Source organism: Arsukibacterium sp. UBA5043 (assembly GCA_002415085.1).
Classification (GTDB): domain Bacteria; phylum Pseudomonadota; class Gammaproteobacteria; order Enterobacterales; family Alteromonadaceae; genus Alishewanella.
The window spans coordinates 1-21,944 of the sequence record DIBV01000015.1 but is presented as its reverse complement, the minus strand read 5'-3'; the positions used below and the strand labels follow the sequence as shown (position 1 = coordinate 21,944).

Sequence of the window (21,944 nt, the reverse complement as noted above, 5' to 3'; positions counted from 1 at the left end):
ATAAGGAAACGAAGATGAAAATAGTTAAATTTCTGCTGCCGCTGGTGGCACTTTTTTTCGCCGGCCAGGTGCTGGCACATGTCCATCTTACACAAACGGTGCCAGCTGATAAGGCCATGCTGACGCAGACACCGGATACATTGATCCTGAACTTTAGCGGCCCGGTTCGCCTTACAAAAATAAGTTTGACCGACGCGGATAACACCAGTGTTGAATTTGGATTTACGCCATCAGCGTCGGCATCTGAGCAATTTAGCTGGGCGTTACCTGTGCTACAAAGCGGTAACTACCAGGTAAGCTGGATAGCACTGGGTGCCGATGGCCACAAAATGAGTGGCGACTTCAGTTTTATGCTGCATGGCCCGAGTGCATCTGCGACCGCAGTAGCTTCGCCGCATTCACATCAGCATTAAAATAAGGTAACGAAGATGGTTGATGTTTGGGCGCTATTTCTAATGTTGTTAAAACTGCTTAGTTATAGTGCAGTGGTTAGTGGGATCGGCGCGGTGCTGCTTTTTACCCTCTTGCCGCTTCGGAGCACCTTCGACCAATATGGCTCAAACCGTTTTCAGTTTTGGCTTAACCGCTGGTTGATCAATTGGTCTGCTGCAGGGATGATTTTAGCACTACTACAATTGCCGTTGCAGGCAGGTGCTATGGCAGAAAGCGGACCTGCGGCGATGATGGACACGATAATGCTAAACATTGTCTGGCAGTCTGCCATAGGGAGTCAAACTGTAATACGGTTTAGTGGCTTTGCAGCACTGCTGTTCGCAGCACTGCTGTGGTCGGGTTGGGGAAAGGATACCATTGTCGCCTGGATTGTTGCCTGGATTCTCGCTGTCAGCGGCATTGTATCTCTGGCAGGTAGTTTTATCCTCACCGGTCACACAGCGCCGCTTGCCGGTTGGGTACAAGCAATATTGCTTTTGCACGTGCTGGCGATTGCAGCCTGGGTTGGTGCATTGTGGCCGCTTAAGAAAAGTTGCGATTTGATGGCTTTATCGTCTCTGTTGACGCTGATGGAGAGATTTGGTCGCGTTGCAGTTGTAATCGTAATAGTGCTGCTGAGCTGTGGTCTGCTATTGCTGCTGCAGTTAATTGGTTCCCTTAACGCACTATTTACCACCGACTATGGTCGGTTAATGTTGTTTAAACTGATGTTAGTCAGTTGCATGTTGTTACTGGCAGCTTGGCATAAATTTAAACTGGTAAAAGACCTGGCACGGCATCACAACAGCGACACGCTGCGAAGATCTATAATGGTCGAGACCCTACTGGCCGTGTTGGTGCTAACAACAACCACAGTTTTTACCACTGTGGTAGGGCCGGCGGGCTAACCATCCAACTGAAATTTATAGAATTGAAGGATATATGGCATGTTATTCAAAAACTTAAATGCGTTAACTGTGGTATCCCTGTTTTCTCTACTTATGCTGCCGGTTATCGTTGTTGCACATGGCACTGAAAAACCGAACGCTACTGAGATGTTTACAGGCGAAACGTCCGCCGCTGCGCAGGTCGTAAAAGCTTTCCACAAAGCCTTGCAGCAAGGCAATGCTGCCGTTGCCCGTTCAAGCTTGGCAGACAATGTCCTGATTATTGAAGGTGGCGGTGTAGAGCGCTCTGCCGATGAATATGCCAGTCATCATATGTTGTCGGATATGAAATTTCTGGCCGCGGTCAAAGGAGAGGTAATTGAACATCATACCGTCGTGCAAGGTGATGTCGCGTATTCGGTAAGCAGAACAAAAATGTCCGGCGAATATAAAGGAAAAGTGATTGATTACACTGGTAAAGAAACATTGGTACTGGTGAAGAATGAAAAAGGCTGGCGCATTGTGCATATACATTGGTCGCGATAATAGCGACCCGCAAAGGAGACTACGGATGACAATCAAAATTACTTCGCTAATGCTGTTGGTGCCGCTGTTATTGGTGGCTTGCACCGAACCTGCAGTAGATCCAGCAGTAGATAAAGTAGCGCAGGTTTCAGCGCCGGTAACCGACAGTGTTTTGCCAGCAATCACATTAACGATATACAAAACACCCAGTTGCGGTTGCTGTAAAAAATGGATATCGCATCTGGAACAGAACAATATCGTGTCTGCTGCAGAGAATTATGATGATTTAACCGGCATAAAAAAACGCTATGGTATTAAGCCTGAACATTATTCCTGCCATACGGCCGTTTCAGAACAGGGCTTTGTGTTTGAGGGCCATATTCCTGCCAGATATATCAGGCAATTTTTAGCTGAGTCACATCCCGACGCGCTTGGCCTAACCGTACCCGCTATGCCAATGGGTTCTCCGGGAATGGAAGTAGGTGATAGCTTTATGCCGTATGACATCATCATGTTGATGAAGGATGGCAGCAGTAGCGTGTATGCGCATATCAGTGCAGCCAGCCAGCAGTAGTATGCGTATTAGCCAGATGCAACAGGTGCAGCGGGGTAATCTGTTTCATCCAGTGCTGCCAGAATGGCTTTCTATGTCTACGCGCTGTTTGCTCGGGTTGATGTCTTTATAAAAAATAGTTTTGCCAAGGAGCGTCCCTTTGTTTTAGATCAATTTTTTAGCCACATTCAGGTTTATACTCCAGTTTGTTAGTCTGACAAATATTGAATGTTTGATCTGTAGGATGGATGTGAAAAATTCAAAATTCTTTACGTACTTGTCTCTCTAAAACTTATGAGGAGTTATTTCATGTCAGTAAGATCAACAAATTGGCTCAGTCTTCATGGTCTCATTGTACTGTTTTTAGTTGCATCAGCACTGTATTTCCTATTGGTTGAGCATGGTAGTCACTTTTTGCCTTATTTACCCTATCTTATTTTATTGCTATGCCCGCTGATGCACGTTTTTATGCACAAGAGCCATAGTGGACATAATCAAAACAATACTTCCCCGGATTCAAACGAGGCTTTTCGTCAGGGGCTTGAGGAAGGAAAAAAACAGTGTTCTCAACATTCTAAACAGCAGCAATGATTTATTAACTTTTAGCTTGAGCAGTAATTGTGAGGCGCACGACATGGAAATTAAAACCTTTTCAGACCTGATAGAATGGACCCGTCAGCTGCATCAACACTTGGCATTGTGTCTTGCTCACTGTGCTACTAAGAATGAACAACAGCAGGCCAGAATATTGCTTGACTACCTGGCTGAGCATGAAGCAAAAATTGAGCGTATGCTGAAATTATTCGAACAGCAGGCTGCACCTAAAGTTCTGAAAACTTACATTTATGACTATCTGTGCCATCAGCCCATTCAGTCACACCGAACTTGTGATAGCCACTATGCAAGCCTTAGTTTTGATGAAATCTGTAACGAGGTATTTGATTATCATCAACAGGTTATAGAGCTTTACCGGGATATTGAGGCGAGGGCTGACATTCCTGAAGCGAAAGCATTGCTGGGTTCGTTACTGGCAATGGAAGAGCATGAAGCCATGCGGCTGTCCAGGCAGACTGGCCGAATGAGCGATCTGTAACTAACCACCTTTTCGTGTAGGTTTAGAATGCTAATCTTGAAGTTTTAGCTAGGTTAATTTTTAGTCACCTCTGAAGGAAACGTCATGAGCAGTGCAGCACTGGAAAACAAAAGTCAGGCACGGCTAACGGTGCCGGGCATGGGGTCGGATCACTGCGCCGGGATTGTGAAAACATCTTTGAAGCGGCTAAAAGGTATTGGTGAGATTAGCACTAATATTGCAGCGCATCGCGTGCAGCTCAGCTATAACGCAAAAGTATTGACTCTGAATGATATCCGCGCTGCCGTCGAAAAAGCAGGCTACGATGTGGCACAAGTCTCCGCTGACGATGATGCTGACACCGGTCACGACGCTGAAGTTGACGCAGCGTATTTAACCCAAGCCCGTAAACGACTTTGGATAGCGGGCATTCCCACTTCATTGATTATGCTGCTGATGGTGCCACATATGTTCTGGCAACCCATCCCCGGCTACCTAGCTATTGTCGCGCTGCTGGCTTTTCCTGTGGTATTTTTGTTTGGCGGTGCGGCAACTCATAATTCTACCTGGCGCTCACTGACCAACCGCACGTTTAATATGGACGTGCTGATTTCACTTGGCTCAATTCCGCCTTATCTGATTGGCCTGGTCGGCTTTTTTTATAGTATGACTTCTTTTATCGAAATGGCTGCCACCATCATGACCTTTCACTTGCTGGGACGTTTTCTGGAAGCCAAGGCGAAGGGCCGAGCCTCTCAGGCTATCCGTAAGTTATTGACTATGGGCGCTAAAATCGCCCGTATAGAACGAGACGGCGCAGAGCTGGAGATACCGGTCAAGGAGTTAAAACCTGGCGATGTGATGCTCATCCGTCCTGGTGATAAAGTGCCAACAGACGGCGAAGTACTGGATGGAGAGAGCCATCTGGACGAATCTATAGCCACTGGTGAATCAGTGCCGGTGTATAAGGCAGCAGGCGATAATGTCATCGGTGCTACTATTAATAAAGAAGGTCGATTGCGGGTAAAAGTCACCAAAGTGGGCGGCGATACGTTCTTATCTCAGGTTATTAAATTAGTGGAGCAGGCTCAGGGCTCGCGGGTGCCTATTCAGGAATTTGCAGACCGCATGACGGGCCGCTTTGTTCCTGTCGTGTTATTTATTTCGCTCGGCAGCCTGATTGTTTGGTTATTGGCTGCTGATAGCTTGCGGCCTATGCTGGAGTGGGGGGCCGGCTTTCTACCCTGGGTCGACCCAAGTGCAAGCACGACAGTGTTGGCGATACTATCGGCCATTGCCGTATTGGTTATTGCTTGCCCTTGTGCGTTAGGCCTGGCTACCCCGACAGCGTTAATGGTTGGCTCAGGAATTGGCGCAGAACGAGGCATTTTGATTCGATCCGGTGAAGCGATTCAGACCTTTAAAGACATTAGAGTGATAGTACTGGATAAAACCGGCACTATTACCCGTGGTGAACCTAAACTGACCGAATTGACAACCGCTGATGGTGTGACCGAGCAACAATTGTTGCAATGGGCAGCTACGGTTGAAAATGCGTCGGAACACCCAATTGCCCGGGCGATTGTTGAGGGTGCACGCGAACGCAATGTAAAACCTGGCGAGGTTACTGAATTTCGCTCTACCGGCGCCCGAGGAGTGTCTGGTATGGTTGCGGGTGCTTTTGTGCTGATCGGAAACCGCAAATTGCTCGATGAAGAGGGCGTCATAGGCCTGCAAGCGCTGGATCAAGAGTTAGATGAGCTGGAAGGGCGTGGCCGCACCGCTGTGCTGGTTGCGGTTGACGGTAAAGCCTGTGGTGTTGTCGCCGTGGCCGATACCATTAAGATGGAGTCAGTTGCTGCCATTCGTGGCATGCATGAGCTGGGCCTGCATGTGGTGATGATCACTGGCGATAATGAACGTGCGGCACGCGCTGTGGCTAATGAGGTTGGCATTGATGAAGTGCAGGCGGGGGTGCTACCCGCCGGCAAAGTCGATGCGGTGCGCGAACTACAAAAAAAATATGGCAACTACGTGGCGATGGTGGGTGATGGCATTAATGATGCCCCCGCGCTAAAACAAGCAAATGTCGGAATTGCTATTGGCGCAGGAGCTGATGTCGCCATCGAAGCGGCCGATGTAACCCTGGTGCGGGGCGAGCTAACTGGCGTGGTTGATGCGATGCATCTATCAAAGGCGACCTTTAATAAGATTGTGCAAAACCTGATTTGGGCCAGTGCCTATAACATTGCAGCTATCCCGATTGCTGCGATTGGTTTACTACACCCAATGATTGGGGTCGTGGCAATGACCGCCAGTTCATTATCAGTAATTGGTAATTCATTACTGCTAAAACAGCAATTTAAACGAAAAATAATGTCTTGAACGTTAAAATTTAAAGATGCGTGATCTTAAACATCACGCCGGCGTAGGCAAAATCAATTTGGTGATACGCCATCTATAATTGATAAGTTATAATTGATGGGCCCTGAGTCGCCACATAAAGCCGTCAACACAAAATGGACAGGCTTGCATATCAATTCTTTTGTGAAATTGGGTACGCTGATATTAGTACAAACATATTATAAGTGAGAAACGTTTTGCGTAAAGCTTCATGGTTTTTTTGGCTAATATTAATCACTTTCCTTACCAGGGAAGCGTTAGCCAATGGCTTTGATTCGTGTACTATGTTTCCTGAGCAGATAGGGCTTACCACTACAACCTCTCAACACCAAGCTGAATCAGAGCATTCGGCTATCCTTCACAACCTTTTAATCAACCAGTCTGAGCGAGGTTGTTGTACAGATTGCCAACTTGATGCAAATTGCATGATTAGTGGTATTCCGCTAATTTCCCCGCCGCCAGTAAGCATGCTCACCCAGCAATTTACGTCGGTCACAACTTATTTTGCTGATAATAAAGCAGTTCCTCCATCACCTTATTTTCCGCTATTAAGACCGCCAATAACCTAAATCACTTGATTTTAATACGTTTGAGAAAGGCATACTGCAAAGTATTTTGCTAACACTAATAATGAGAGCATGTCGCTTCGTTAGTGGTTAGTTTGCTTTTTGTTAAATTGTTTTGGAGGCACTAATGAACTTGTCAAATGTTACTTTCTTTGTCGTTTTGTCGCTAAGCGTCAGCAATGTTATTGGGTATGCTCAGACGTTTCCTGAGCCACTGAAGTTGGAGCAGGCGGTTGCACTTGCCGTAGATGCTGATCCCTGGCTTACGGGAAGCCAGTTCACTCAGGAAGCTCTCAATGATGAAGCGATAGCCGCGGCGACTTTACCGGACCCACGAGTGAGCTTGATGGCGGGCAATTTCCCCGTGGACACTTTCGATTTGAACCAGGAAGCCATGACCCAGTTGTCGGTAGGGGTCAGCCAGATGTTTCCACGGGGCGATAGCCTTGCGCTCGCCCAGCATCAAAAGCAGCAACTAGCCGAGCAACATCCACTGCTAAGGTTGGATCGCAAGGCCAAGGTAAGCGCTATGGTCAGCCAGTTGTGGCTGGAGGCCTTCAAAGCTCAGGAGAGTATCCGGCTGATCGAACATGATCGCGCACTCTTCGAGCAACTGGTGGATGCCGCTGAAGCTGGTTATTCTTCGGCGCTGGGGCGGGCACGTCAGCAGGACGTGATCCGTGCGCAGTTGGAGCTGACTCGTCTCGAAGACAGACTGACGATGCTCAGGCAGCAACAGCAATCCGCACAGAAACGCCTGTCTGAATGGATTGGCGCGCCTGCTATGTTCCCTTTGGCTCAGGTACTGCCGACGCAGTCTCTTTCCAGGCAACTGTCTGCACCCACTATTAAAAGGACCAACGAAGATACGCACTATCAATGGATCCGTCATCATCCGGCGTTGCGGGCGCTGGAACAGCGTATCAACGCGACGCAAACCGGTGTCGATTTGGCCAAGCAGAAATACAAGCCCGAATGGGGCCTGTCCGTCCAATACGGTTATCGCGACAACGACCCCTTGGGGCGCGACCGAGCCGATCTGTTCTCCGTCGGCGTAACCTTCGATTTGCCAATTTTCACTGGAAACCGACAGGACAAGGAAGTCAGCGCCGCCATGAATCGAACCGAGGCAATCAAAACCGAAAAGCAATTGCTTGGTCGTCGGCTGATGGCAGAACTGGAAAATGCGAGGGTACAACTGACTCGTCTCGATGAGCGCCAGGCGCTATATATTGATAAGCTGCTACCACAAATGGCTGATCAAGCAGCGGTTTCGCTGACAGCCTACAACAACGATGATGGAGACTTTGCAGAAGCAGTCCGAGCTCGGATTGCCGAACTTAACGCGAGGATTGACGCCCTTGCCATCGCTGTGGAACGTCAAAAAATAATCGCTCAAATTAATTATCTACTCGCCGAGGCGTCATTCGACGATGCACAGCCAGCGAAACCGTTTTAAAGGATTTCTAAAAATGAATACATTAACCAAAATATTGCTGAGTTCAACTGTCGGAGCACTGATAGGCGCCTCTGTTGTCTGGTTGTTAAATAGCCCAAATGATAGTGAGACGACAGCAGCCGGTGGTGACCGTAAGCCGCTTTACTGGGTGGCACCGATGGATCCAAACTATAAGCGAGACAAACCCGGCAAGTCGCCTATGGGTATGGATCTTATTCCGGTGTATGAAGACGGTGCAGACGAAGCTGGCACCATTAAAATTTCACCTGAGGTTATTAATAATCTTGGAGTTCGTACCGCTAAAGTTCAAAGAGGACAGCTGGATTTACAAGTAAACACTGTTGGTTATGTACAGTACGATGAAAACCAGTTGGTGCATGTGAGCCCCCGTGTTGAAGGATGGATAGAACGCTTATATACCAAAGCAGCAGGCGATCCAGTTGTACAAGGTGAACCTTTGTTTGCACTGTATTCGCCTACGTTGGTTAATGCCCAGGAAGAATTATTGCTGGCATTGAAGCGCAACAATAGAGTATTGATCGACGCCGCAACAGAACGATTACTAGCTCTTCAGTTGGCAAAAGAGGACATTGAAAAGTTAAAAAAGACGCTGAAGGTTAGCCGAACTATCACTATCAACTCTCCACAATCCGGTGTAGTAGATAATCTGGCAGTCCGTGAGGGAATGTATGTCAAACCCGGTATGAGCTTGATGAGTATTGGTAAGCTGGAACATATCTGGATCATTGGTGAGGTATTTGAACGCCAGGCAAGCCTCATTGGCGAGGGTGATCCTGTAACTGTGCGTCTGGACTACGTGCCAGGCCGTGAATGGCAGGGAAAGATAGATTACGTTTATCCCTCTTTGGATACTCAAACGCGTACTGCTCAGATTCGTGTTGGTCTCCCTAATCCTGATGTTGTTTTAAAACCGGGCATGTTCGCCCAGCTTTTTATTGAGACTCAATCAGAAGCTGAAGCATTGCTAATACCCCGAGAGGCACTGATTCGCACCGGCAGTCAGTCCCGAGTGGTGTTGGCACTAGGTGAAGGAAAATTTAAATCTATAGCAGTTACTGTTGGACGAATAGCTGAGCAGCAAGTGGAGATATTAACCGGTCTAAACGAGGGAGAGCATATTGTAACTTCTGCTCAGTTTCTGATTGATTCTGAGTCCAGTAAAACGTCCGATTTCCTGCGTATGACTCAGTATGAGCAAGAGAGTGATGAACATAATTATAATGCTGAGCCTGCAAATCTAAAACAGCCGGTTTGGGTAGCGGCTCGCATTGTCGGTGTGATGGCAGAGCATAGAATGTTATCGCTTGAACATGAGGCCATTCCTGAGTGGCAGTGGCCTGCTATGACCATGGATTTCTTCGTCGCAGACGCTGTAGATATGGATGAGCTCAAACAGGGAATGCACCTGCATGTGCAGATCATCAATAACAACAATGGGGAATACCAAATTAGTCTAGTACATATTCCCGATGACCAAGGCAATGAAAACATGCCTACAGAAATGGATCACGGAGATATGTCGATGCCGGAGCACAGAGAACAGCGAGGCATGAACCACGGTGAACATGATCAGAAGGAGCACAATCATGATTGAGTCGATAATCCGTTGGTCCATCGGTAACCGTTTCTTCGTGTTGCTGGCTACTTTGATGTTGGTGGGGATAGGTCTCTATTCGCTTAAAAACACCCCGGTGGACGCCATCCCCGATCTGTCCGATGTACAGGTCATTATTAAGACCAGTTTTCCTGGGCAGGCGCCGCAGGTGGTGGAGGATCAGGTCACGTACCCACTGACTACAGCCATGTTGTCGGTACCTGGTGCGGTTACCGTGCGCGGTTATTCCTTTTTTGGCGATTCCTACGTGTATGTCATTTTTGACGAGGATACCGATGCCTACTGGGCACGTTCCAGGGTGCTGGAGTATCTGTCTCAAGTTGCGCCGACATTGCCGCCAAGCGCCCGGCCGCAACTGGGGCCGGACGCTACCGGAGTTGGCTGGGTTTATCTCTACGCGCTGGTGGATCGTACCGGCAAGCATGACCTCAGTCAGTTGCGCAGCCTGCAGGACTGGTTCCTGAAATTCGAGCTGCAAACCGTACCAGGTGTTTCCGAAGTCTCGACGCTTGGCGGCATGGTCAAACAATACCAAGTGAAAGTGAACCCTGAAAAACTGCGTGCTTTCAGTATCCCCCTGTCCCATATTCAGATGGCGATCCAGCGCGGCAATCAGGAAGTGGGCGCCTCAGTGGTGGAAATGGCTGAAGCCGAATACATGGTGCGGGCAAACGGTTACATCAGGGGGATCGATGATCTGGCCAACATTCCATTAGGGTTGGATGTTAACGGTACGCCGCTGTTGCTCAAGGACGTGGCGGATATTGAGTTGGGGCCGCAAATGCGCCGTGGTATCGCCGAGTTGAACGGCGAAGGTGAAGTGGTGGGTGGTATTGTAGTGATGCGTTTCGGTGAGAACGCCCAGAAAACCATTGATGGGGTCAAGACCAAACTGGAAAAACTCACGGCGGGATTGCCCGAAGGCGTGGAGGTTGTTACCGTTTATGATCGTTCCGGATTGATATCTCGCGCCATTGGCAGTTTGTGGAGAAGTCTGGCGGAAGAACTCGCTATTGTGGCGCTGATCTGTGTCATCTTTCTGTTTCATGTCAGGTCATCACTGGTGGCGGTCATTAGTCTGCCACTAGGTATTCTTACGGCTTTTATCGTGATGTATTGGCAAGGCCTTAATGCCAATATAATGTCTTTAGGCGGTATTGCAATTGCGATAGGTGCCATGATAGATGGCGCGATTGTCATGATCGAAAACATGCATAAGCATATGGAACGTACGCCTTTGACGCCAGAGAACCGTTGGAGAATCGTGGCCGAGTCAGCTAGTGAAGTCGGTCCTGCACTATTTTTTAGTCTGCTAATTATCACTGTAAGCTTTGTGCCAGTGTTCACCTTGGAGGCTCAGGAAGGTCGGATGTTCAGCCCGTTGGCTTTTACCAAAACCTATGCAATGGCAGCCAGCGCCGCGCTTGCTATTACCGTAGTACCTGTTTTGATGGGCTATTTCATCAGAGGCAAGGTGGTAGCTGAAAATAAAAATCCCATTAATAGAGTACTGATTGCTGGGTACATGCCCCTGCTTAAAACCGTATTACGATTTCCGAAAATCACACTTTCCATGGCGGTTGTGATTTTCCTCGTTGGGATCTGGCCCGTTAACAAAATTGGTAGTGAATTTATCCCCGATCTGGATGAAGGTGATTTAATGTATATGCCGACCACTTATCCGGGGATCTCTATCGGCAAAGCCAGAGAATTGCTACAGCAGTCGGACAAGTTGATCGCGACAGTGCCTGAGGTAAAAACCGTGTTTGGCAAAATTGGCCGAGCGGAGACAGCCACAGATCCAGCTCCGCTGACCATGATTGAGACGTTCATTCAGCTCAAACCAAAAGAAGAATGGCGCGAAGGCATGACCACGGAAAAGCTTAAAAAGGAACTGGACGCGCTGGTGAAGTTTCCGGGCCTGACCAACGCCTGGGTGATGCCGATTAAGACCCGCATTGACATGTTAGCCACCGGTATCAAGACGCCGGTAGGCATCAAGGTGGCGGGTAAAGACTTGCGACAAATTCAGAAGATTGGTCAGCGACTTGAACAGATCCTCAAGGATGTACCCGGCACAGCCTCGGTGTATTCCGAAAGGGTGGCCGGTGGGCGTTATATCAAGGTAGATATTCAGCGTGCACAAGCGGCGCGTTATGGCCTCAATATTGCTGATGTTCAGCAGGTAATAGCCACGGCCATTGGGGGAATGAATGTGGCGCAGACCATTGAGGGGCTGGAGCGTTATCCAATCAATCTACGCTACCCACAGGACTATCGAGACTCGCCAGAACAGCTTGCGCTGCTGCCCATCGTCACGCCCAGCGGCCAACGGATTGCGCTCGCAGATGTGGCCAATGTCTATGTGGAGGATGGTCCGCCAGCGATCAAGAGCGAGAACGCCAGGCTGAATGGCTGGACCTTTGTAGATATTGAAGGGGTGGATGTAGGTAGCTATGTACAAAGTGCCATGGCAACGGTTGAGCAGCAGCTAGATTTACCGGCAGGCTACTCGGTGAGCTGGTCTGGTCAGTACGAATACATGCAGCGTGCCAAAGAGAAACTGACCTATGTGGTTCCTTTGACGCTTGCCATCATAATCATTCTGTTATACATGAATTTTCGTAACTTTACTGAAATAGCCATTATATTGGGAACGTTACCACTGGCTGTCATTGGATCTATCTGGTTCATGTACCTGCTTGGCTATAATTTTTCTGTCGCAGTTGCGGTTGGTTTTATTGCACTGGCGGGGGTTACGGTAGAAATAGGTATCATCATGTTGACTTATCTCAACCAAGCGTATCACCAATTGATAGATAAATGCCGTGAGCGTGGAGTGACACCATTAAAACAAGATTTGCTCGAAGCCGTGACACAGGGCGCAGGACTTCGTGTAAGACCCGTAATGATGACCACTGTCTCCACTATCGCTGGATTGCTGCCCATTATGCTCAGTTCCGGAACAGGTGCGGAAGTTGTTAGCCGGATTGCGGCGCCTATGATTGGCGGAATGGTGAGTGCTGTGGTTTTAACATTATTGGTACTACCCGTCGTGTACTATCTTTGGCGGACCCGTTCGTTGGAGATGTAGGAATATTTCATTTGACTACCCATCAGCTAGTATTATGGTCGAAAGAAATTAAGGGATGCTTGACACTATTAAATTACTTCACAAACACCGGAACGAACTGTTTTCGGTGTTTGTTGATTTTTACCTGTAAGCTGCTGAAGGCGGATAAATTCAGCGTGTTTAAGAGAAAAAGGCGATAAAATATTTCGTTTAAATAACTGTTTATCATGACTACACTAAGTCATCGTACACAAGCATAAATCGCGTCATGGCAAGTTTCAATGTGATTTGCCTCTTTTACAATTTCACCCAAGCGCATGAAGCCGGTAGCCAGTCAGATCGATTTAGCACGGACACTGCGATCATTAATGGGCAGTAACATACCGCTAATAGACTGTGGTTTTAGCTGCGACGACAGTAGCCAAGGCCGCGCATTTATACAGTTGAACACCAATGCATTGAGCTAATGGAGCAACAGCTGACGACTCTGCGACCACAGCAGCCACATATCAGAGCAAGCTGAGACCCTTTTGCAAAAAGGGCAACAATTAAAACGGACCTTGTACTGATACTCAAACCAAGCGTGTGTTGGCAAAGGTGTTGTGCCGTCGTCCTACTTGTATTGACAGCAAGCATATATCGGTTAGCAGACCAAAAACCTTGAATAAGCGAAAAGGAGTCAATTGAACTGGAAATCATACCGCTGATTGAACGGACAAGTTTAGCTAAACTTTTAAATAAGCAGTGAATTTTTGGATTCAACTGCTTTTCAGATTAGAATGCTCCGTACTTAAGTACGAAGAGTGAAGCTACCTATGTACACGATCAGTCAATTGGCCAATTCAGCAAGTGTCAATGTCGAGACAGTCCGCTATTACGAGCGGCGTGGTCTTATCGAACAACCTGATAAACCAACCGGGGGTTATCGTCGCTATCCTGTGACAACCCTAAATAGAATTATATTTATCAAGCGTGCACAGGAGCTGGGGTTTACTCTGGAAGAAATATCCAATCTGCTGACCTTAAATGATGCTCCTTGTCGAGAAGTACAAGATTTGGCTTCCCAAAAGCTTACAGGTGTTCGTGCCAAGATGGCCGATTTGCGTCGCTTGGAGTTGGTTCTAAATAATTTAATAAACCAATGCACCACTAATCCAAATCAAGCACATTGTCCCATAATCGATTCCTTACTCCCTGAGGATGGAAGACGCTTTTAGCTTGTTTTTTCTTGACTCCGTACCATAGTACGGTATTTAAACTCACCGTACTGAAACACATCTCGTGAAGTGAGTCATGTTAAAAAACGATTCTGATTTTCCAATAATCGGCGGAATTACAGCTGCCATAGGTGCAAGTTTATGCTGTGCAGGTCCTCTCGTTTTGTTGCTGCTAGGCGTAAGTGGCTCCTGGATTGGTAATTTAACCTTGTTAGAGCCTTATCGTCCTGTTTTTGTCTTGCTGGTTCTAACCCTATTTGGCTTCGCAGGCTGGAAGGTCTATCGCCCCGTTGAGGCGTGCGAGCCAGGCACCGCTTGTGCAGTTCCTCAAGCTCGAAAACGCCGGCGGGTGATTTTCTGGTTAACGACCCTTACCGCGTTGGTGTTAGTTACCAGTAATTATTGGATTATCTGGTTGGCCTGACTACTTTGTCACCGCTCATTTTTATTTGTTTACTTATACGTTATTGGAGAAAAATGATGAAGAAAACTGCCTTGTTGTCTTTGATGGCCTTGTCTAGCTTGAACGCTTTTGCTGCGCCGACAACCGTGACTCTGGAAGTGCCCACCATGAACTGTTTGACCTGTCCGTATACGGTCAAGAAGGCGTTGAGAAATGTTGAGGGCGTCAGTAAAGCTGAAGTCACCTTTGAAACTAAGTTAGCAGTAGTCACCTTTGACGACGAAAAAACCACAGTAAAAGTACTGATCGAAGCCACTACTAACGCGGGTTATCCGTCAACCATCAAGGAATAAAGAATGACCTGTTCACAGACGACTAAAACACGGGGTTACAAAACAAAAGAAAACCCTTTACCAGAAAACAAAGTACCAGATTCCTGTTGTGAGGGCGAAGATTCAAGTAACAGAGCTCTAAACGTCGTAATTATCGGCAGTGGCTCCGGCGCTTTTGCCTGTGCTATCAAAGCCGCTGAAGGTGGTGCCAAGGTCACCCTCATTGAAGGTGCTGACGTCATTGGTGGCTGTTGTGTCAACGTCGGCTGCGTACCCTCAAAAATTCTGATCCGCGCCGCTCAATTGGCTCAGCAGCAACGCATTAATCCCTTTGCAGGATTGGAAAATTATGCGCCCCAATTGAGCCGCGCTTTGTTAGCCCAGCAACAAACCGCTCGGGTCGAAGAGCTGCGCGTGACAAAGTACCAGGATATTCTGGAGACAAACCCGGCGCTTAATTTACTTAAAGGCTGGGCGCATTTTAAAAATGCAAACACTCTGTTAGTCAGAGAAAACGATGGAACCGCGCAGGAGATTCACGCCGATAAAATCCTGATTGCCACAGGCTCTACGCCGACTATCCCTCACATTGATGGATTGGCTGAAACGCCTTACTGGACCTCTACTGAAGCACTTTTTGCTAAGGAATTGCCGCAGCACCTGGTAGTGATTGGTTCATCGGTCGTCGCACTAGAGATTGCCCAGGCTTATCGCCGTTTAGGCAGTGAAGTCACTGTATTGGCTAGGCATACTCTGCTTTATCGAAGCGATCCGTTACTGGGTGAAAAGCTCACTGCCTGTTTTGAAAAAGAAGGCATTCGTGTTTTAACCAATATGCAAGCTACTAAAGTTAACCACGATGGCAGTCAATTTACATTAGAGACTAACGCCGGAGCTCTGCGCTGCGATCGATTACTGGTAAGCACCGGCCGACACGCCAATACCGGCCAACTTAAATTGGACGCAGTGGGTATCAGGACCAATAAAAAAGGCGAAATTGTTGTAAACAAGCGCATGGAAACGAATGTTCCCGGTATTTACGCCGCCGGAGATTGCTGCAACATGCCGCAATTCGTCTATGTCGCCGCGGCCGCTGGTAGCCGTGCTGGGATCAATATGACGGGTGGCGACGCCATGCTGGACCTGTCGACCATGCCTGCTGTCATCTTTACCGATCCACAAGTGGCGACCGTTGGACTCACAGAAGAACAAGCCAAAACCAAAGGTATTACAACCGACAGTCGTGTGCTGGACATGGTGCACGTTCCGCGCGCCTTGGCCAATTTCGAAACCGACGGATTTATCAAGCTGGTGATTGAAAAGACTAGCGGACGACTGATTGGTGCACAAATTCTTGCCCACGAAGGCGGTGAACTTATTCAAAGTGCAGCCCTGGCCATTCGCAATCGTATGACTGTCACCGAGCTGGCCGATCAACTATTTCCCTACCTGACAATGGTGGAAGGATTGAAACTTTGCGCCCAGACTTTTAACAGGGATGTTAAAAAACTCTCCTGCTGTGCCGGGTAATCAACTAAAGGGACCTCGCAGAGCCGTCCTGCATCAAGAACGAATAACGACCTGCCCAACCAATTCTGAATTGACGGCGCACTTGTTGTGACATGCTGGCGGGATAAGTTGGCTGATCTGTGCGGCTAACAACACTCATTTCCGCCAGAGCAATACAAACGCATTCGACGTTAGCCGGGCTTTAATATAAGCGCTTTATCCTACTTATCCCGCGTTTTGTCTGAACGCAAGTACTTCCAAAGGGCGGCCACTGCCGCGATTAGGATGACCACTATCAGTAGCCAAATCAACCCCATGCCTATCATCATTCCAGTGCCCATCGTGCCTCCCATGCAATTTATCATATTTTATATTTTCCTAAAGTTATCAAGCTTCTACTGCAGGAAAGTTATGTGGGCCGCTGAAGTGACACACCAACCGGTATATTAAACAGTGTTGCATCAACGGTTTCGGCGGCCTGCACAGTTGTCAAGCTGACCAAGTAAAGGATCAGCATCAATCTACTTCTTTTTTTGATTTACTGTAGAATAGGTATTTAATCATACTTAGTATCGCCAGAACCAACGTAGCGAACAGCAAAATCAGCAACACAGAGCATGCCAGCATGAATCCAGCGCCCATCATGCCGGAGCTTTGCATCATCCCACCTGACACTTGTTCTGCACCTAGGGAGGTGTTTGCAAGCAGAGTGAATGCTAAAAGTAAAAATGAACGCATTAAATTCTTCATGGGTTGTCTCCAATTAAATATGTATAGATCCGAGAATACTGCCGGCCGATATCGAAAGTACGGATCGACACCAACCTGATAAAAGTCGACGGGCCGAACATTGATCTGTACGTCAAACAACTCTCATTGCTGGTAGGCTTGTATCCTCCCTGCTAACAGAATAACACTGCTCGATTCCGTTGCTGCGGTGACGTCTGATCCAAATGCACGTTAAAAACTCAAGGTTGTTAGCTCTAACAATTTTGGATACCGTTTAAGATATAGTGGCATCGAATTGACAAGATGTTTTTCAAACTATGTAACGATCCCATTCACCGTAATGTTCACGGCTACGACGACCACGTGAGAAACTTAGTGCAAATATCAGAATCCCAACAAGTGTTGTAGATACTTGGCCATCAATTTGTCCTCCACCTAGTATCCATGGCGCGATAACTAACCACACACCGAACAATAAGTTAATAAATCTTGCAGGACGAGCTACTTCTGCCATCGAGATAATAGCGATGGTTATGATCAGCGCACCGACGAGATGGTCACTATCCGCAAGAGCCCCGTCTGTACCGAATACCAGACGACTGAACATTAGCCAAAGTCCCAATCCCGCGCTAGCTGAAAGTGTCCAGGGCATGTTGACCCCACGAACTGCCGAATACCAGGCCTCCTTAGGCGAATCCCGGAAATCAGGGCGGGTGTCGACAGTTCCACCAGGCAGAGCATCTCCCTTGAAAAAAGCGCGCCAGAAAGGTCGCCCGCGACGCGTATTCGTAATTAAAAACTGCCCCATGGCCACGAGCTCGTCCAAGGAAAAGGGGATCATGATCAACATTGCAAGCGCGGTAATCAAACAGGGCGTACAATAGGTGCCGATCACTATCGGTTGGATGATGATGAAATAAATGCTGATAACACCAAGTGGGACGACTGCAATTCCGAATAATACTACCATCCAGGGCATGGTCCGCCACCGGCTTCTTCCTCCCATGATGCCCATGAGCACCTCGAAAAGATACACCATCGCTCCAAGCGCGCCATCTGCGATGGGCCAAGCCTTAGATACCTCTGACGTAATAATGAGTTCACTGCCGTTGCGCTCGCTGTTACCCGTGAAGAATGGCTCCCAGACCCAATCAACATGACCCAACTGGTAAGCCGCCAGTACTCGTGCCACGACGAATCCAAAAAGGCCTAACGCAATCATCGGAATTCTCTGCAGATAGGTCGACGGCGAATAGCTCCATCCGGGTGGGACTTCCGAGTCATCCATCATGCTTTGTGCACTCATCCCCGGCATCATTGGTATCAAGATCGTAAAAGCGATAACAAAACAGCCAACTAAAGTGTCGTTCGCATAAACGGCGGCATTCGGTGTCCAGAAAAGAATCGGGGCGAACAACAGCCACACCCCCAACAGCGCGTTCATCCATTGTGCGAGACCACCCCGCCTGGAAAGAGAGAGAACCGCGAAAAGTACAATAAGCAAGCCCACGATCAAATCGTTCCAGGCCGTTAGGAGGTTTCGGACATCCAGATCCCACAGATTGCGCTCCCGGGTAACACCTAACAAAATATCTGAAAACTGGGTATCGGTGAATGTCCCGAAGACAAATGGGCTGGTTGCCAGCCAAATGCCCATCATCATAGTGGCAAAATGCACCCAGAGCATGTTGAAGTGCATATTCTCCATAGCATTTTCATGCTTCCGCATCGATTGTCGCTCTTTGATGGGGTCTGGCTCGACGATCCGTTCATCTGCATGTTCGATTTTGTCATGAGTCACGCGGGCAGCGTTCAACCCATTCTGCTGATACCAAGCATAGGGGTCCTGCTTCAATTGGTTGATCATCGCTGGTAGTGAGTCTTCTAGCCTGTGCGATGGCGTCCACTCGAGTAGTTCTTGCGCTCGGCCTATATCCAGTTCGTAGTGATCATTTGCAATGTCGATCATCCATGACTTCTGAAATACGTTCTCATCAAGCATCGTTTCCTGAACCCACAATCCAGCATGCGCTATCTGCGGTGTAATCGACACCGTTGTCCACTCCTCATCATGAAGCAGTAGTCCCAGCTTCCGCTGCAGCTCTCCATAGCCAATTACATCCTGCTCGCCAATCAAGATCGTTGTGGTATTGGGCAGGTCATTTCGCTTGCAAACCGCTTTATCTATTGCATGTACCAGATCCTGCAAATGCAAATAGGGTTGACCCGTTGACAAAGATCCGGGATATAGGTGCGCGATCAGTTGATGTTCGTAGATCCTGGCAATCTGTTGACTGAGGAATGCTGAATGGCATCCCTCGTCATACACACCCGCCGGACGTAATATCACCAGCGGTATGTCTCTTGACTCCTCTTCAAGAATTTTCTCAGTGAGCAACTTCGATTCCCGATATGGAAGCTTCGGATCCACTGGACTGCTTTCATTGATAGGGTACCCATGTTTAGTGGGCGCATGCACAAGCATTGTGCTTACAAAGACAAACTGATCAACTTTAAATGCCTTCAGACATTCCAAAAGGTTGCGTGTGCCATCAAGCGTCACTGCATCATAGGCGGGATTGGGTTCACCAGTAAGATCAAAGTATGAAGCCAGATGGATTATAGAAGCAATTCTAGCCCCATGAGCTGACCTTATGCGGTCAAACGCAGCATTCAGACTCATTTTATCAGTCAGGTCGATACAGATGCATTCTGCCTCTTTGGGCGGGTGAGGCGAGGTCTCTCTGTCGAAACCAATAACACGGAAATGCAAGGCAAGACGCTTAACGACGGAAGAACCTATATAGCCACTACTTCCAGTTACAATGACGATCTCATCAATGGACTGGTTTGTAGACATTAAATATCCTCCAATTGACTGAACATATGAAAAACTAAGTTTTAGATGCCTACCAGCTATTCCAGATCGTCGAAGAAATTTCCCCAGACCAGAACACGAACATGAGTAGCCCCGCTGATACCATGATTTAACTTGTTAAAAAATATCTTCTCCACCTCGTGTATTGTCTATTTTTCAGTATGACATCTGTTATTTGTCCATAATCTCTTGTCTAATACAGACATAAGGTGTAGTGGTACATCCTAAAATCTATTCAAATCAGATCGCTAAAAAATTTGGGGCGCCATTTTAGCGCCCCAAATGAATATCAACGGGACATTAACCTAGCAACGAATGTCGACGCCATAAATAGTACACTACAGGCAACACCAATAAAGTTAGCACCACTGCGCTTATCATGCCACCCACCATGGGTGCTGCAATTCTACTTACAACTTCCGCACCAGTGCCGTCACTGATCATAATTGGCAATAGTCCAGCGATAGTCGAGACGGTTGTCTAACTTTCAAACGGATACTCGGTATAAAACTTGCTTCACCTCGGTGCAAACATTATCACTGCCATGCCTGCAAGCATTAGCCCCACGCCAGCCAGATCCCAGCGGTGTGGCTGAATGTCATCTACTCCCCATAACCACACTAATGCCACTGTTACATACACTCCGCCGTAAGCTGCATAAACACGCCCAGCAGCCGTTGGGTGAAGCGTTAACAACCAGGCAAATAATGTCAGACTGATTGCAGCAGGTATCAGCAACCAGGCTGAAGCCCCTTTTTTCAGCCACAGATACGGCAAATAGCAACCAACAATTTCTGCTATTGCAGTAATGATAAATAAACCTAAAGTTGTAATAACGGTCACTTCACTGCACCTTATCCGGGATTTCATCCCGACAATTTTCTTGTGTTAGCTCCAGTTCTATCGTGGTATGTGCTAAATCAAACTGATCTAACGCATTGGCAATGCGCTGTTTGATATCAGCATAACTAGTTGCATTGAATTCGTCACAGACATCGGTTACCACGTGTGCGGTGAGTACATGATGTTCTCCATCCAGCGACCAAAGATGTAGGTGATGAATGCTATCCAACCGATCAATCTCCAGTAGTGTGCTATGGATCTTATCCTGAAGCGATTTGTCGGGTACAGCTTGCAGAAACAACCGGCCGGTCGCTATCAGGTTGCGCACGATATTAAATAAAATAAACAAGGTAAAACCAATTGATAGCAATGGGTCTAAAATAGGCCAGTCCACAAATTGCAGAACAATGGCTACAATGAGTACCGCCACCCAACCCATCACATCTTCCAATAAATGCCAGTTCAGTACTTTCTCATTCAGTGTATTTCCTTTGCTTAGCCGATAGGCCGCATACCCATTAACTGTTACACCAAGAAGTGCCAGTGCAATCATGCCTTCGGTCATTGGCATAACCGGATCGGACAGACGTGGAATGGCTTCCGTTAATATCCATACCGATCCGCCAATAAGAACCAGGCTGTTAACTAATGCACCCAACAATGACAGCCGGCGATAACCATAAGTAAATTTATGATTTGCAGACTTACGACCAAGTCGGTTCAATAACCAAGAACTACCAATTGATAAGCAGTCACCTAAATCATGTACCGCATCTGCCATAATTGCCGTGCTGTTGGTTAACCAACCTCCGACAAACTCAATTACGGTAAACACCAGATTAAGAAAAAACGCCATAGCGATGCGACTGTCACTTTCATCTTTTTGCTGGGAGTGATTGTGCTGATGCATGAGTATCCTCTACATTTAGTCCAAAAATAGCTCAGTTGTTTTGACTAACGGCTTTGTTCAATTGTTTTAAAATACCACAGTGCTCAACCGTGCGCTTTGAGGTACAGCTACGACGCAGAGCTTTTAATTGTTTATTAAGCAGTGTTAATTCCGCTATCCGGCGTTCTACCTGCTCGATATGCTGCTCAATCATCTGATTGACATCATCACACTGCGACATTGGCGAGTCATTCAAACTCAGTAACTGACGAATTTCTCCCAAACTTAGATCTAAACTCCGGCAGTGTTTAATAAATAGCAGTCGCTCGATGTCGGCCTGATCATAGAGACGAAAATTGCCATCACTACGTATTTTCGCCGAAAGAAGCTGCTCCTTTTCATAGTGACGGATACTTTGCACAGAACAGTCGGAGATTTTTGCCAGCTCACCAATTTTTATTATCATGCTGCGGCCTATTGACTCTATAGTTACTATAGACTTTAAACTAGGTTCCATAACAACCCAAGGTTTATCGGT

At 47.5% G+C, this 21,944-nt stretch carries 17 protein-coding genes and 2 pseudogenes; 13 read left to right on the top strand and 6 right to left on the bottom strand.

Translation table 11 applies throughout. The annotated features are described in order from the left end of the window. The first annotated feature begins 14 nt into the window (after positions 1-14). From B2Q61_RS13050 to merA, 13 genes and pseudogenes are all read left to right on the top strand, one after another. The gene (locus B2Q61_RS13050; protein WP_290622071.1) at positions 15-413 is read left to right on the top strand and encodes a copper resistance CopC family protein; all 399 of its coding nucleotides are present in this window, start codon (positions 15-17) and stop codon (positions 411-413) included. 15 nt (positions 414-428) lie between these two features. Then, positions 429-1,340 carry a CopD family protein gene (locus B2Q61_RS13045; RefSeq protein WP_290622069.1) on the top strand — a complete coding sequence of 304 codons (912 nt, stop codon included), beginning with the start codon at positions 429-431 and terminating at the stop codon, positions 1,338-1,340. Between the two features lie 39 nt (positions 1,341-1,379). After that, the gene (locus tag B2Q61_RS13040) at positions 1,380-1,865 is read left to right on the top strand and encodes a YybH family protein (RefSeq protein ID WP_290622067.1); all 486 of its coding nucleotides are present in this window, start codon (positions 1,380-1,382) and stop codon (positions 1,863-1,865) included. 25 nt (positions 1,866-1,890) lie between these two features. Beyond that, positions 1,891-2,418, top strand: a complete 528-nt coding sequence (locus B2Q61_RS13035) for a DUF411 domain-containing protein (RefSeq protein WP_290622066.1) — start codon at positions 1,891-1,893, stop codon at positions 2,416-2,418. A gap of 288 nt (positions 2,419-2,706) precedes the next feature. Beyond that, complete coding sequence (locus tag B2Q61_RS13030; protein WP_290622064.1) at positions 2,707-2,988, top strand: DUF2933 domain-containing protein; 282 nt, start codon at positions 2,707-2,709, stop codon at positions 2,986-2,988. Between the two features lie 43 nt (positions 2,989-3,031). Next, positions 3,032-3,490, top strand: a complete 459-nt coding sequence (locus B2Q61_RS13025) for an ATPase (RefSeq protein ID WP_290622062.1) — start codon at positions 3,032-3,034, stop codon at positions 3,488-3,490. 84 nt (positions 3,491-3,574) lie between these two features. Next, entirely contained in the window at positions 3,575-5,854 is a 2,280-nt protein-coding gene (locus B2Q61_RS13020; RefSeq protein ID WP_290622060.1) for a heavy metal translocating P-type ATPase, read from the top strand. Positions 5,855-6,565: 711 nt separating this feature from the next. Continuing rightward, positions 6,566-7,897 carry a TolC family protein gene (locus B2Q61_RS13015; RefSeq protein ID WP_290622058.1) on the top strand — a complete coding sequence of 444 codons (1,332 nt, stop codon included), beginning with the start codon at positions 6,566-6,568 and terminating at the stop codon, positions 7,895-7,897. A gap of 13 nt (positions 7,898-7,910) precedes the next feature. Further along, on the top strand, positions 7,911-9,512 hold the full coding sequence (locus tag B2Q61_RS13010) for an efflux RND transporter periplasmic adaptor subunit (protein WP_290622056.1): 1,602 nt from the start codon (positions 7,911-7,913) through the stop codon (positions 9,510-9,512). Beyond that, on the top strand, positions 9,505-12,627 hold the full coding sequence (locus tag B2Q61_RS13005; RefSeq protein WP_290622054.1) for an efflux RND transporter permease subunit: 3,123 nt from the start codon (positions 9,505-9,507) through the stop codon (positions 12,625-12,627). The genes B2Q61_RS13010 and B2Q61_RS13005 overlap by 8 nt, the downstream gene beginning before the upstream one ends. A gap of 794 nt (positions 12,628-13,421) precedes the next feature. Continuing rightward, entirely contained in the window at positions 13,422-13,823 is a 402-nt protein-coding gene (gene merR / locus B2Q61_RS13000) for an Hg(II)-responsive transcriptional regulator (RefSeq protein WP_290622052.1), read from the top strand. 76 nt (positions 13,824-13,899) lie between these two features. After that, entirely contained in the window at positions 13,900-14,247 is a 348-nt protein-coding gene (locus tag B2Q61_RS12995; RefSeq protein WP_290622050.1) for a mercuric transporter MerT family protein, read from the top strand. Positions 14,248-14,303: 56 nt separating this feature from the next. After that, positions 14,304-16,088, top strand: a pseudogene (gene merA, locus B2Q61_RS12985) (mercury(II) reductase). 495 nt (positions 16,089-16,583) lie between these two features. Here the strand turns inward: merA and B2Q61_RS12980 are convergent. From B2Q61_RS12980 to cadR, 6 genes and pseudogenes are all read right to left on the bottom strand, one after another. Next, on the bottom strand, positions 16,584-16,817 hold the full coding sequence (locus tag B2Q61_RS12980) for a hypothetical protein (RefSeq protein ID WP_290622046.1): 234 nt from the start codon (positions 16,815-16,817) through the stop codon (positions 16,584-16,586). A 289-nt stretch (positions 16,818-17,106) separates the two neighbouring features. Further along, positions 17,107-19,656, bottom strand: coding sequence for an SPW repeat domain-containing protein (locus tag B2Q61_RS12975; protein WP_290622044.1), 2,550 nt, complete (start codon positions 19,654-19,656; stop codon positions 17,107-17,109). Positions 19,657-19,974: 318 nt separating this feature from the next. After that, positions 19,975-20,142, bottom strand: a pseudogene (locus tag B2Q61_RS12970) (efflux RND transporter permease subunit); the annotation flags it as partial. A 48-nt stretch (positions 20,143-20,190) separates the two neighbouring features. Beyond that, positions 20,191-20,517, bottom strand: coding sequence for a YnfA family protein (locus B2Q61_RS12965; protein ID WP_290622042.1), 327 nt, complete (start codon positions 20,515-20,517; stop codon positions 20,191-20,193). 1 nt (position 20,518) lies between these two features. Next, positions 20,519-21,427: a cation diffusion facilitator family transporter gene (locus B2Q61_RS12960; RefSeq protein ID WP_290622040.1), complete on the bottom strand. Its 909-nt coding sequence runs from the start codon at positions 21,425-21,427 to the stop codon at positions 20,519-20,521. 31 nt (positions 21,428-21,458) lie between these two features. Next, entirely contained in the window at positions 21,459-21,923 is a 465-nt protein-coding gene (cadR, locus tag B2Q61_RS12955; protein ID WP_349678774.1) for a Cd(II)/Pb(II)-responsive transcriptional regulator, read from the bottom strand. Positions 21,924-21,944 lie beyond the last annotated feature (21 nt).